General features: G+C 45.7%; 11 protein-coding genes. 5 read left to right on the top strand and 6 right to left on the bottom strand.

Annotated features, from left to right (window positions below):
- Positions 1 to 138 precede the first annotated feature (138 nt).
- From C943_RS01270 to C943_RS01260, 3 genes are all read left to right on the top strand, one after another.
- Positions 139 to 1,635 (top strand): RHS repeat domain-containing protein, encoded by a 1,497-nt coding sequence (locus tag C943_RS01270; RefSeq protein WP_040478565.1) that lies wholly within the window; start codon positions 139 to 141, stop codon positions 1,633 to 1,635.
- Positions 1,598 to 2,185 (top strand): hypothetical protein, encoded by a 588-nt coding sequence (locus tag C943_RS01265; RefSeq protein WP_040478563.1) that lies wholly within the window; start codon positions 1,598 to 1,600, stop codon positions 2,183 to 2,185. Before C943_RS01270 ends, C943_RS01265 begins: the two co-directional genes overlap by 38 nt.
- Positions 2,186 to 2,703: 518 nt before the next feature.
- Positions 2,704 to 4,269 carry a WG repeat-containing protein gene (locus C943_RS01260; protein ID WP_008623517.1) on the top strand — a complete coding sequence of 522 codons (1,566 nt, stop codon included), beginning with the start codon at positions 2,704 to 2,706 and terminating at the stop codon, positions 4,267 to 4,269.
- A 66-nt stretch (positions 4,270 to 4,335) separates the two neighbouring features.
- Here the strand turns inward: C943_RS01260 and floA are convergent, their stop codons facing one another.
- The 3 genes from floA to proS all read right to left on the bottom strand — a co-directional run bounded on the left by floA (position 4,336) and on the right by proS (position 7,432).
- Positions 4,336 to 5,334, bottom strand: coding sequence for a flotillin-like protein FloA (gene floA / locus C943_RS01255; protein WP_008623516.1), 999 nt, complete (start codon positions 5,332 to 5,334; stop codon positions 4,336 to 4,338).
- 3 nt (positions 5,335 to 5,337) lie between these two features.
- Positions 5,338 to 5,799 (bottom strand): NfeD family protein, encoded by a 462-nt coding sequence (locus tag C943_RS01250; protein ID WP_008623515.1) that lies wholly within the window; start codon positions 5,797 to 5,799, stop codon positions 5,338 to 5,340.
- 151 nt (positions 5,800 to 5,950) lie between these two features.
- The gene (gene proS / locus C943_RS01245) at positions 5,951 to 7,432 is read right to left on the bottom strand and encodes a proline--tRNA ligase (RefSeq protein ID WP_008623514.1); all 1,482 of its coding nucleotides are present in this window, start codon (positions 7,430 to 7,432) and stop codon (positions 5,951 to 5,953) included.
- 127 nt (positions 7,433 to 7,559) lie between these two features.
- Between proS and C943_RS01240 the strand changes: the two genes are divergently transcribed.
- Both C943_RS01240 and C943_RS01235 read left to right on the top strand, forming a co-directional pair.
- Positions 7,560 to 8,972: a hypothetical protein gene (locus tag C943_RS01240; protein ID WP_040478561.1), complete on the top strand. Its 1,413-nt coding sequence runs from the start codon at positions 7,560 to 7,562 to the stop codon at positions 8,970 to 8,972.
- A gap of 78 nt (positions 8,973 to 9,050) precedes the next feature.
- On the top strand, positions 9,051 to 10,571 hold the full coding sequence (locus tag C943_RS01235) for an OmpP1/FadL family transporter (RefSeq protein ID WP_008623512.1): 1,521 nt from the start codon (positions 9,051 to 9,053) through the stop codon (positions 10,569 to 10,571).
- On the opposite strand, the gene C943_RS01230 is transcribed toward C943_RS01235, so the two are convergent.
- From C943_RS01230 to C943_RS01220, 3 genes are read right to left on the bottom strand one after another with little or no spacing between them, the layout of a single operon-like run.
- On the bottom strand, positions 10,568 to 11,092 hold the full coding sequence (locus tag C943_RS01230; RefSeq protein ID WP_040478559.1) for a shikimate kinase: 525 nt from the start codon (positions 11,090 to 11,092) through the stop codon (positions 10,568 to 10,570). The two genes, C943_RS01235 and C943_RS01230, sit on opposite strands and share 4 nt — an antisense overlap.
- Positions 11,089 to 12,189, bottom strand: a complete 1,101-nt coding sequence (locus C943_RS01225) for a BT_3928 family protein (RefSeq protein ID WP_008623510.1) — start codon at positions 12,187 to 12,189, stop codon at positions 11,089 to 11,091. The genes C943_RS01230 and C943_RS01225 overlap by 4 nt, the downstream gene beginning before the upstream one ends.
- Positions 12,182 to 12,727: a DUF1599 domain-containing protein gene (locus C943_RS01220; protein WP_008623509.1), complete on the bottom strand. Its 546-nt coding sequence runs from the start codon at positions 12,725 to 12,727 to the stop codon at positions 12,182 to 12,184. Before C943_RS01220 ends, C943_RS01225 begins: the two co-directional genes overlap by 8 nt.
- Positions 12,728 to 12,781 lie beyond the last annotated feature (54 nt).

The following is a 12,781-nucleotide window of genomic DNA, read 5'->3' as shown; positions in this document are numbered from 1 at the left end:
TTGAACTATTCAGGCCGGAGATGATTGAGGGTAGGATGAACTATATCCATGAAAACCCCGTGAGGGCGGGATGGGTCGAAAATGCCGAAGAATACCTTTATTCCAGTGCCAGAAACTATTCAGGACTAAAGGGTTTGATTGAAGTGGATTATTGGTAGTTTTGGTTGGTTTCCAATTACAAATTGGATTGATAATAGGGTGGAATTGCAAATTCCACCCAGCCACCACCGAAAGTCTATACTACACCTAGAAGGGGGCGGCAGCGAAGTGGCTTGGCTGAACGCTGCCCGTGGCCGGGAACTTGGGCCGAGTACGAGTTTCGAAGTATATGATGGCGACAGCCTCGATCTTTCGGTGCATGCGAAGTACGAGCGGAAGACCAAGCGGGCAAGGGCGAGTTCCTTGCTGCCAAGTGGCTCCAGCCTTCCAATCCCATCCGACTATGGCAGTATGGCCCTGACAGGCGGGATAAGCCCCCTGCTGCTTTATAACCTCGCGGAGATTCTCGCCTCCGACCTCAAGTCCGAGCCCGAACCAGAGGCCTACATGGGCTATGCGCTCTACGACGCGGATAGCAACCTCTATGAGAAAGGGAAAATCCTCCTCTCCAAAAGATCCGAAAACAAGCATGAAGAGCTGCGGGAAAAGTTGTATATTCAAAAGTCCGGTCATGCGGAGACGTTCCTTGTAAATGAGACTAATGAAGATGTCTGGTTCGATAACTTCCGGATCGAAAGCACCCCGCCCCTGATCGTGCAGGAGACACACTATGACCCCTGGGGTCTGGAACTGACGGGACTGGGGTATCAGTATGGGGGAATCAAGGTGAATAAGTACCTTAACCAAGGGAAAGAGTGGTTGGATGACCACGGTTTGAATATTTTCGATTTCCACGCTCGTGGATATGATCCAGCTATTGCAAGGACTTTGCAAATGGATCCTCATGCCGAGAATTATTTTTCGTTATCTCCTTTTAACTGGCTTGCTAATAACCCTATTTTATTTACTGATCCTGACGGCAAGGATATTACTTTTTACATTGGCAAGGATAAGGTTAAATTCGGTGACTTAAATCAGGATTATCAAAAGGCATTAGAGGCTTTTGCAAAGACTGATGTTGGGAAACAATTCTTAGCGCAGTTTGCAAATAAAGGAGATAAAATTGGAAGTGTTGAATTTAAGGAGGCAGGTAAGAATTCGAAACATGAAATGCAATTTGGACAAAAGACCGATAAATCGGATGGTCGTCCGGGAACCAATGGTACCGAAATTAGCAGGGAAAAACTCACATTTTATACAATAGTGAATACTTCAGCCCAGGACTCGCCAGAATCTTATGCATTAACTCTTGGCCACGAGTCATTTATTCATCAGGAACAATTTCAAGATAGGATGATTGCGGCGCATGATAAGAGCGATTGGCGGACATTAAACGATATCCGCCACGATAGAGGACAAATTTCGAGGGATGGGTATGGTCGCACTGAACACAACGGATATTTAAAAAGGGAGCCGTCTTTTAAAAAAATGTATCAATTTATTGACCAGATAAGAAGAATCTTGAATCCTACCGAATTTAACAGTAACTTATTAAAGCATGATAAACTACTTAAATCTTTGGAGAACAATTACTAGCAGAATTCTTTTTGGTTTTTTGGTACTTGGTTCCGCTTGCAAAAGCAGTATCCAGGAGACATATTGTTATAAGGTAAATTCAACTATCGGGGACGAACCTAGGTATTTTGAGATACACAAAATTTACCAGCAGAAAAATCGAAGAATTGATTCTGTTTTTTTCTTGGACCGGAATTTCGATACTCTTGTTTCATATAGTGAGATTTATGAGGTAAGAAAACATAGTTTATTTAGATTGATGGAAGGTTCGGACAAGTCTTTGCGATTACCTTTTTTATCAACAGAAACCAGGGATTGTATTCATTTTCTTCCAAGTGGGACTGTAGATGAGTTGGCAAAAGAATATTGTTACTTGGGAACTGAAGAAATCAAGATTGGAAATAGAACCTATAAAGATGCATACAAATTTAAGGAAACTGAGTTGTTCTCTGGATTGCTCTCTGTAGTGTATTTTGACAGGAACTTCATACGGTTGAAACAGACATACATAACTGATTTAGAGCCTAATATAAATGTTGAACTTGCAGAGTTATGTGTGCCAACAAAGTAAATTAGGAGCGTTCGAGGAATTGAATGGGTCATTTCCATCTCCAAAAGATCCGAGAACAAGCATGAGGAGCTGCGGGAAAAGCTGTATATTCAAAAGTCCGGTCACGCGGAGACGTTCCTTGTAAATGAAACGAAAGAAAACGTCTGGTTTGATAATTTTAGGATCGAGAGCACCCCGTCTGGGTGAAATGTGGCGAATGCGCTAAGCGTAGTTTGTAACTACGCTTTTCTATGATGATGAATTTGTAATTCACCTCATCTCAAACTATATTCCGCAGTGGTATTTGGAAGAACTGTATTCCAATTACATCCCGACATTTGTCGTGGATGGATTGATAATAGGGTGTAGTTTCATCCCACCGAAAGTCTATACTACACTCGGGGGGAACCACCCAGCCACCGCCGAAGGTCTAATCTGCACCTAGACGGAGAGAGAACAGGCCAAGAAGTAGCCGTAATTTTTTTGTCTTGCATAGATTAAGCCTTAATTTTCCCGCTTATTCGTTCACCTTTATGATAATGAGTTCTTATCGGGCGGTACTGTGCCTTTTTTTGTTTTTTTCGGGTTTGATTGCCAAGGCCCAAACCTATGAGGTCTATGATCAGTACATGAAGCTGAAATCCAGGGTTGAGTACGACCAAATCAGCATCCTCGGCGAGGCCGTCAGGGTGAGTACCGCCAATCAGCAATTGAAATTACTGAGCAAGGATTACAAGCCATTTTTGGACCTCAAAGCCAATTCGGTATATCGCTATGACCAGCCATGGCTGATTGTAGAAGGACCAAACGGGAAGGGTGTTTTCCACGAATACGGAGAAGCTATATTACCGGCAGAGTATGACCAAATCCAGACGCTTTTCACCAAAATCCTGAGCCGCAAAGGGAACAGTTTTTGGCTATACGAACATGCAACGCGGAAAAATTCCTTCCTCGGAAAATTCGATGAAGCCACACTTGCCCGAAATGGTCAGGTGATCGCGAGAATAGGTCAAGAATATTTTCTGCCGCTTTCTCCAGAGCCGGAGCGGGCCAAGGAAATGGTCCAAGAGGCGAATGGGAATTTTCTATTTGTAAAGGAATCTTCAGGCTATGGGCTGGTCAATCGGGATGGGGAATACATCTTGGATCCTATCATCGATCAAATGGTGCATTTGGACGACGTCTACTTTTATGCGTTTGATGGCAGCCAGTACATGCTGATTGAGGCAAAGGAAATCCGAGCAGACATCAATTATACCTCCTACCATAAGATTACATTGGAAGGCGACATGATGCTGGAGTACATCCATGGCAAACTCAGGCGCGTCATGCAGCAGGAGGGAATTCTCCTTGACCAAGTGGGGATGGAAAAAGTGACATCCCTGGGTAAACACTATTATAATGTGTTGTTGAGGGACAAAAGCCTTGGCCTTCTTGGGCCTAAGGGCTGGGAGGTAAGGCCTGTGGTCGGTGTGGAATCAATTCTTCCTGGCAGAGACGGATTGTATCCGGCATCCAAAGGTGGCAAATTCGGATTTGTCGATACCCAGGGAAAGTGGGTGATAAGTCCTGAATTTGATGAAGTGAGGCCCTTTATTCAGGATATGGCAGCAGTGAGAGTGGGGCGGCTTTGGGGTTTTGTCAACAGAGAAGGGTTCGTTGTAATCACTCCGCAGTTTGATGGTGCATCGGACTTCAAAAGAAATATTGCCATAGTGAAGATTGAGGGGAAACACAGGCTTATTGATAAGGCAGGTAATAACCTGTTGCCCAATGCCTACGATCGCATTTCTCTCTCTGCCGACGACTATTTCATCACAGAGATGGACAAGAAGTTTGGCCTCGTCGCACCCGACGGAAAGGAGATTGTCGAACCAAAATTCGAGGAACTTCGCCGGGAAGAGTTGGACAGGATTTTGGTTAGGCTTGGTGACAAATATGGGATTCTCAACGAGCAAGGGGAATATGTTCTACCGGTTTATTACAAAAGCATAGTTTTTGATACTGGGGCTTCTCAGATTTTGGCTGAAGATGATTACCAGTTCGCAGTTCCAGCGTCACCAATTGTTGAACAACCGATTGGAAAAAAGAGAAAAGGAACCTGATTCCTTAGAACAAAAAAAAGGCATCCAAAACCGGGGGCCTTTTTTCTTTGTAGATGATCGTCGTTACTATTTTGGTTTGGTACCGCTGGAAGATCCGCTTTCGCCACCTGCAATTGAGGACCTCATGGATGTATCGGCTTGGATATTTTCCATTTTATAATAATCCATGACGCCCAGTTTGCCTGACCTGAATGCATCTGCCAGCGCTTTTGGTACATCAGCCTCCGCCTCGATTACTTTGGCCCGCATTTCCACGGTCTTCGCCTTCATTTCTTGTTCCAATGCCACTGCCATCGCCCTTCTTTCTTCCGCTTTGGCTTCTGCAACCTTTAAGTCTGCAGATGCTTGGTCAATCTGAAGCTTCGCACCGATGTTTGTGCCCACGTCGATGTCAGCGATGTCGATGGAAAGGATTTCGAAGGCTGTTCCTGCATCCAAGCCCCGCGACAAGACCAGCTTTGATATTTTGTCGGGATTTTCCAATACGCTCTTGTGATTTGGAGAGGAACCGATCGAGGTCACAATTCCTTCGCCAACCCTTGCCAAAATGGTATCCTCACCGGCACCACCCACCAATTGGGCGATATTGGCACGGACTGTTACCCTCGCTTTGGCAATTAGTTGTATACCGTCTGCAGCCACAGCGGCCACGTTTGGCGTGTTGATGACTTTTGGATTTACCGAAATTTGAACCGCTTCAAACACGTCCCTTCCAGCCAAATCAATCGCGGTCGCCTGCTTGAAGCTCAGGTTTATATTGGCTTTGTCAGCCGAAATCAGCGCGCGGATCACGTTCGGTACATTGCCGCCAGCGAGGTAGTGGGTCTCGAGGTCATTCGTGGTCAATTGCAGACCGGCTTTGGTGGCTGTGATCAGCGAATTGACGATGACGCTTGGTGGCACTTTTCGGATTCTCATTCCAATCAGTTCGCCGATACTGACTTTTACATTGGCGAAAATGGCCGTGATCCAAAGATTGACAGGGACAAAATAGAGGAAAACAAAAAGGAGAATCAGCCCGGCGAAGGCTGCAAAGAGTATAAACGCCGAATTAGTTACTTCCATAAATTAAGATTTAACGATGATGGTATTGTTTTCCAATTTAGTAATAATAACCTTAGTTCCAACTGGGATAAAGCCTGAATTGGATTTTACCTCATAAGCCTTATCCAAGAAATCGGCTTTGCCGATTGGCTTGATGTCAGAGATTGCTTTCCCTTCCATGCCAACGGCAAGTCCTGTTAGCCTATCCCCAAAAGTAGTGGAGGTTACAGCTTCCTTCAAAGCGAAACGCGACCAGACACCTGACCGAAACCCGTATACCAAGGCGCCTAAATTCACCAAGGCTGTCATGGCAAGTACCGTCCATGCAGTCGTGTATTCCAAGCTGATGAATGCGTAGTAGATTCCCGCAATCGTTACGATAAGGCCTATCAGTCCTACGACTGTCGTACCGGGTACAAAAATGATTTCGGCCAAAATCAAGATTAGCCCAATCAGGAGAAGTGATATGAGGATAAACCAGGTCATTTTTTTCCTCCAAAGTAGTTAGAAAAATGGATGCTTGAATTGATTTGCTTGGAATAATTGCAATATCCACTTAGATGCCAGGAAGAAAAAAACCTCCAAGCTTAAAAAAACGCTTGGAGGTCAGATTATTTCAGTGGTTGATCTTCGAGGCTCAATAGGCCCTAGCAAAAAGGACCCGTCCAGTAGAAGGTTTTCCTGTTAGGATACAGGATCCACTTTCTTCTTTTCGATCGATCGGAATACAGCGTATCGTTGCCTTTGTCAGTTCCTTGATGCGTTCCTCCGTTTCGGTAGTTCCGTCCCAATGGGCTGAAACAAAGCCTCCCTTATTTTCCAACAGATCTTCAAATTCCTGCCAAGTATCCGCCTCGGTCGTCATATTTTCCCTGAATTCGAAGGCTTTCTGGAAAATGTTCCTTTGAATTTCCTCCAACAGATCGCTCACATACTTATCGATCGATATTTCCGACAAATTGACCGATTCCTTGGTCAAGGTATCCCTTCTTGCTATTTCTACGGTGTTGTTTTCCAAGTCCCTCGGACCCATCGCAATCCTCAAAGGCACTCCCTTTAGCTCATACTCGGCAAATTTCCATCCAGGCTTGTGTGTGTCACGATTGTCGAATTGGACAGATATGCCTTTGGCACGCAAGCTAGCCATGATCTCTTTAGCCTTGACAGAAATTCTTTCGAGTTCTTCATCTCCCTTGTAAATCGGTACAATCACAACTTGGATTGGAGCCAATTTAGGTGGCAGTACAAGCCCATTGTCGTCAGAATGGGCCATGATAAGCGCTCCCATCAGACGGGTACTCGCTCCCCAAGATGTGCCCCATACATATTCCAATCCACCTTCCTTGGTAGCAAACTTGACGTCAAACGCTTTCGCGAAATTCTGCCCCAAGAAATGGGAAGTGCCAGCCTGCAAGGCTTTTCCATCCTGCATCAAGGCTTCGATACAATATGTGTCCTCTGCCCCGGCGAATCGCTCATTCGCTGACTTTATGCCCCTTACAACGGGCAGCGCCATGAAGTTTTCTGCGAAAGTCGCGTAGACGTTCATCATCTGTACGGTTTCTTCAATCGCCTCCTCTTTGCTCGCATGAGCAGTATGTCCTTCCTGCCAGAGAAATTCAGCTGTTCTGAGAAACAACCGGGTCCTCATTTCCCAGCGTACGACGTTTGCCCATTGATTGACAAGCAATGGGAGGTCACGGTAGGATTGGATCCAGTTTTTGTATGTACTCCAGATAACCGTTTCGGAAGTCGGACGTACGATCAATTCTTCCTCCAACTTGGCTTCAGGGTCGACGATTACGCCTCGACCATCGTCTGAATTTTTCAGCCGGTAGTGGGTTACAACTGCACATTCCTTGGCAAAACCTTCAACGTGACTGGCTTCCTTGGAGAGGTAGGATTTGGGAATGAACAGGGGGAAATAGGCATTCGTATGGCCGGTTTCCTTAAACATTCTATCCAACTCCGCCTGCATCTTTTCCCAAATGGAATAACCATATGGCTTGATGACCATACAGCCACGTACAGGAGAGTTCTCCGCAAGGTCAGCTCTTTTCACCAACTCATTGTACCATAATGAATAATCTTCACTTCGTTTGGGCAATCCTTTGCTCATGGTGTTTTTTTGAATTCAAAAATCTATTTATCTTCGCTCGATACTGTGGGGGGCAAATATAATCCAAAAAAGTATAACCCTCTTGTTAGAGTAGCGTATATAAGGTGAATTAGTAAAAACCAAACAAATGAACAAAGTCAACGGAATATTAACGCTCAGCTTGGGTACTGCGCTCATCCTTTCCTCTTGCAGCGCATCAAAAACTGCGATGAATGGTGGGGAGTTGGATGACATGTACTTCATGGCATCGGATGCCAAAGTCGCAACAGAGTTTGCCGTGGCAAATAACAATCCTCAGAACTTCCAGTCTTTGAACCAAGCCGCTCCTTCGACGTTCGAACAAGAGAATTTTTCGGCAAGAAATGTGAATCCAGAGTATATCGCAAAATATCAGGCCCAGTCCCAAACCCAAGATAGTGGTACTGTGTATTTTGACGATACTCAGGCGCAGGAGACTACACCAAATGTAAACGTTTATAACAATTTTTATGGATCTAGTGTCAACCCAAATGGTTGGAACGGCGGGTCAAACTTCAATGTTTCCCTCGGATTTGGAATGGGTTGGGGCATGCCAATGTGGGGAATGCCCATGGGCATGTGGGATCCTTTCTGGGGTTGGGGTAATCCTTGGATGATGAGACCTGGTTTTGGCTGGGGTATCGGTTGGAACTCCATGTGGGGCTGGAATGTCGGCATGGGCTGGGGAATGGGTGGAATGTGGGGCATGCCCGGCTGGGGTTGGGGTGCTCCAGGCTGGGGCTGGGGAGCACCTGGCTGGGGTTGGGGCGCTCCCGGATGGGGCTGGGGTACACCTGGCTGGGGCGGTGAAGGAAGCCGCCAAGTCGTAAGGGGTGGCAGACCTGGAACAGGTTCGTCAATTGCATCACCCGGTGGAAATAGAGGAGGCAGTTCATATTATCCTTCTGCCTCTACAAACAGGGCCGCGAGGAGAGATGCAGTCGCAGGTTCAGACCGTACCGTAGGTTCGTCTAACCGAGCAGCCACAAGAGATTTCAGCAGATCCCAAAACGACTATTACAACACAGGCACAAGAAATAGGGTAGCCAACTCTGCTGCCACCGGTAGCAGAAATGTAGGATCTGCAGCAGCCACAAGGCCGTCCAATAGAACTGGCATTGAAAACTCCAGACCCACTTACAATACTAGAGGTGGTTCTACATACAATAGCGGAGCCACAAGAGGTGGTTCTGGCACAGCACCAAGCTTTAACAACAGAGGTACGGTTCCAACCAACAGAGGAATGAGCCCGTCATACAACAACAGAGGGACAAGTCCTTCATACAACAACAGAGGAACAATGTCCTCACCATCAAGAGGTGGTACCATGAGTTCTCCTTCAAGGGGTGGAAGCATGGGTTCACCTTCAAGGGGTGGATCAATGTCCGCACCAAGCAGAAGCACTTCACCCTCTTTCAGTGCGCCTAGTAGAGGCGGATCGATGGGAGGAGGTAGTATGGGCGGAAGTAGGGGCGGCGGAGGCATGAGTTCCGGAGGCACGAGAGGAGGAAGGGGAATGTAATTCCCCTTTTTTTATAGGGATTAATATTTTTCCGAAGCCGAAACAATAACACGATAACGAGCAAAATATTCCTACGATATGCGAGTACAAATCAAGGCCGTTTTGGGCTTGTGCCTGAGTTTGGCAGCCATATTTGAATCTTTTGGCCAATTTGGATATTACCAAGACGCCTTACGATTCAGTGAGTTTAGGTCATCCGGGTCAGCGAGGATTATGGGCCTGGGAGGAACACAGATGTCTCTCGGGGGTGATGTATCCAATATCCATGCAAATCCTGCCGGGCTCGGATTTTTCAGAAGATCAGAATTCAGCGTGAGTCCCTCATTCGGCGTATGGAACACCGAATCCGACTACTTGGGACAGTTGCAGACAGACAAAACGAATAATTTTGCCTTGCCAAATATCGCCGTTGTCCTCAGCAAGACGAAAGGGCCACTGAACACCGATGCATTTAGAGGTGGATCCTTTGGCATAAGCTTCAATCGCATGAACCATTACAATACCCAGTTTGGGTATTTCTCTGATCTGGAGGGGGAAACTTCTATTATCGATTACTTCCTCCAACAGGCACAGGGCATTCCTGAATCCCAGATCGAAAACCAAGGTCTATTGGGCTTGGCATACAATACTTTTCTCATCAATCCGATCACGGTCGATCAAAACGGAAACCCAATCAACAATCCAAATGAATATTTCTCTTTTGTGGGTGGGTTGCCTTTTCAGGATGAAACGATTACCACCGAGGGGCGTACCAGTCAGACATCTTTCTCCTATGGGGCCAATTTCTACAACAAAATATTCATTGGTGGCGGACTTGGATTAAGTTCGATCATTTTCAGATCGAGGAGGATTTATGGAGAGGAGTTTTTCAATGAGCCGCTACTTACTACCAATCTGCAGGAAAACCTCAGTATCAATGGTTTTGGTGCCAATATCAATCTCGGACTTATTGTAAAACCTATAAGCATCCTTAACCTTGGCTTCAATTTCCAATCTCCAACCTGGTATGCGATGGATGAGCAGTACGAGGCGAGGATGGTGAGTGTGTATGACAACTTTGAGTTTGAAGAGGAAGATTTGATTTTGGGTAGGGAAGAAGCGGTGACGCCAATAGTTTTGGGAAGGTATAATCTCAATACGCCTCTGAGAATGAGCGGTGGAGCTACCTTATTTTTGGGGAAAATAGGGTTTATAACTGCCGACATTGACTATTTGGATTATAGCAGGAGCACGCTCAGTTCCAGGGATTTCAATACCAGTGCTGACAACCAAACGATCAGGTCCTTGTATGGGCAGACGTTCAACTATCGTGCAGGCGCAGAGTTCAGGTTTGATATCCTGAGGATTAGGGGAGGGTATGCGTTGTATGGAGATCCATTCAAAGACAGTTCATTTGACAGGACAATGCAACAGGTGACAGGAGGCCTCGGACTGAGGTTCAAAACTTTCTATACCGATTTTGCGATGACCTACGCTTTGTTCGATGGTTTGTACAATTCCTATCCATTTATCGATAACGACGGCTTCAATATCGGACCATTCACCGAGACCCGAAACCAGATTACTTCAGGAATTTTGACCCTCGGATTTAATTTCTAAAAAAGCCCGAGTAGCTCCGAAATCAGATGCTCAGTGGATACGTCATCTCCACTGAGCTTTATTTTTGCCTGGTTATAAAAATACTCTCGCTCCGCTAGGAGGTTTTTGAGCTTCAATATCATCTCGCCCTCATCCAGTCCGGCAAAAAGTGGGCGCTTTCCACCGTCATCTTTATGCAATCTCCTGAAAATCTCCTCCAAAGAGACGTCAAGGTAGACCGAGATTCCTTTTTGATTGATTAAATCCATGTTATCATTGAAACAGGGTGTGCCACCGCCTGTTGCCAAGACAAATCCCTCAACACCGTTCAGTACCTTTTCCAAATATTGGCTTTCGAGTTCCCTGAATTTTCCTTCACCCTCTTCTTGAAATATCTCGCGGATTTTTTTCCCAGTTTCGGTCTCAATGACCTGATCGAGATCGACAAAAGCGAAATTGAGCTTGCGCGCGATCAGTCTCCCAAACGTGGACTTACCCGAACCTGGTAATCCCAGCAAAATTATTTTGAGAGGCGTCCTCATGATGGGAGTAATTCCTTCACTTCTGCCGCGGTGGGTGTATTCAGATAGTGGTATTTCTTGATCACGACACCCTCCGACAAAAGCATTGTCCCAGGATTGGATCTCATGATGGTCTTGATGACGGTTGCGTCGCCCTGATAGGATGTCACTTGCCATTTCCTGCTTTTGACCAATTGCTCGATTTCCTCCATCGATGAGGCAGCGACCAAAACAGGTTCAATGCTTGTCCCCACAATCCCGGCAAGAAGTTCGTCGATTTTTCCCAAGTGGTCGGTATTGATTTTGGACATATTCGTGACCAAAATCACGAGTTTTTTTCCTTGGAGAATTTGCTCCGTAAAGGTTCCTTCGTCATTCCAAACGGCGAAATCCGAGATCTTTGGCAAAGCCTCTTCGTTGAGAAGCTTCATTTCTACAAACTCCAAACTCTCATCAGTAGGGTATTGATCAAATTCCAGAAGCTCCTCGCCTTTTTTCATGATATAGGAATATTTCAAAGGAGCCGATGGCTGCATGGCAGTGTTAATATTCACCCCTTCTTTGTAGGCGCGAAAATCAATAAAAGGGAGGTTTCTGATCGCGGTAATGGCGATGATAAAAGAGACGGCTAATGACCCAAAAGCAATCCGATGTGCCCAAGGACGGTGTTGGTTGGGCAAGTCTTTGCGAAAAAGAAAAAGGATGCCAATCAACACGAGTAGGATCACATCTTTGGTAAAGGACTCCCAAGGCGTCAATTTGATAGCATCTCCAAAGCAACCGCAGTCGGTGACTTTGTTGAAATAGGCAGAATAAAACGTGAGAAAGGTGAAGAATACAATCATCAAACCCAAAGCCCATACGGTGAGTCGCAACCTTACTCCCAATATCAACATCACACCCAATACAACTTCAGTCACAACCAAGAATACAGCAAGTGGCAGCGCGATTTCCTTGAAATGGACGAAGAATGAGGCAATGTCATTGGAAAAAACATCAAAGTATTCCTCTAACTTGATCGCGGTACCGACTGGGTCATTGACTTTGATCAATCCCGAAAAGATAAACAATCCACCTACTAACAGACGGATAATAAAGAGTATGGTTTGCTTAAGCATGGTAACCTAATTTGATGAGACAGAAGACGGCGTAGTTGATCATGTCCTGGTAATTGGCCTCTATGCCTTCGGATACCAAGGTCCGACCTTGGTTGTCCTCTATTTGTTTGACCCGATAGAGCTTCATGAGGATGATATCAGTCATCGAAGATACGCGCATATCGCGCCAAGCCTCTCCATAGTCATGATTTTTGTTTTCCAAAAGGCTCTTGGTGGCATTTGCCCAATGGTCATAAAGCGGTTCCAGTTCGGAGTAGGGCAGTTCCATTCTAGGATCATCCTTTAGACTGATCTGCATCAAGGCCATCAGGCAGTAATTGATGATGCCTACAAAATCATCTTCGATTGGGTCATCGACTTTCTGGGCACCTTTTTCCTGAATAGAGCGAATCCGCTGTGCCTTGATAAAAATCTGGTCGGTAATGGAGGGAAGTCTGAATATTCGCCAAGCCGTACCGTAGTCGAGGGTTTTCTTCTTAAAGAGTTCTTTACAATGGGAGATAACTTGACTATATTCGCTCGCTGTTTGCGTTTTCAATGCTTCAATCGTTTTGATGGGTTTTGAAATAGACCGTCAAGGCCCTCCGAAGAT

This window comes from Mariniradius saccharolyticus AK6 (genome assembly GCF_000330725.2).
Taxonomy (GTDB): domain Bacteria; phylum Bacteroidota; class Bacteroidia; order Cytophagales; family Cyclobacteriaceae; genus Mariniradius; species Mariniradius saccharolyticus.
Note: the sequence above shows the minus strand (reverse complement) of the source record. Positions and strands in the feature narration are given on the sequence as shown.

Bases quoted from the DNA above. Each gene is read 5' to 3' on its own strand.
- C943_RS01260 (WP_008623517.1), top strand. From the start codon at position 2,704: ATGAGTTCTTATCGGGCGGTACTGTGCCTTTTTTTGTTTTTTTCGGGT.
- C943_RS01250 (WP_008623515.1), bottom strand. From the start codon at position 5,799: ATGACCTGGTTTATCCTCATATCACTTCTCCTGATTGGGCTAATCTTG.
- floA (WP_008623516.1), bottom strand. From the start codon at position 5,334: ATGGAAGTAACTAATTCGGCGTTTATACTCTTTGCAGCCTTCGCCGGG.
- C943_RS01265 (WP_040478563.1), top strand. From the start codon at position 1,598: ATGATAAACTACTTAAATCTTTGGAGAACAATTACTAGCAGAATTCTT.
- C943_RS01235 (WP_008623512.1), top strand. From the start codon at position 9,051: ATGCGAGTACAAATCAAGGCCGTTTTGGGCTTGTGCCTGAGTTTGGCA.
- C943_RS01230 (WP_040478559.1), bottom strand. From the start codon at position 11,092: ATGAGGACGCCTCTCAAAATAATTTTGCTGGGATTACCAGGTTCGGGT.
- C943_RS01240 (WP_040478561.1), top strand. From the start codon at position 7,560: ATGAACAAAGTCAACGGAATATTAACGCTCAGCTTGGGTACTGCGCTC.
- proS (WP_008623514.1), bottom strand. From the start codon at position 7,432: ATGAGCAAAGGATTGCCCAAACGAAGTGAAGATTATTCATTATGGTAC.
- C943_RS01225 (WP_008623510.1), bottom strand. From the start codon at position 12,189: ATGCTTAAGCAAACCATACTCTTTATTATCCGTCTGTTAGTAGGTGGA.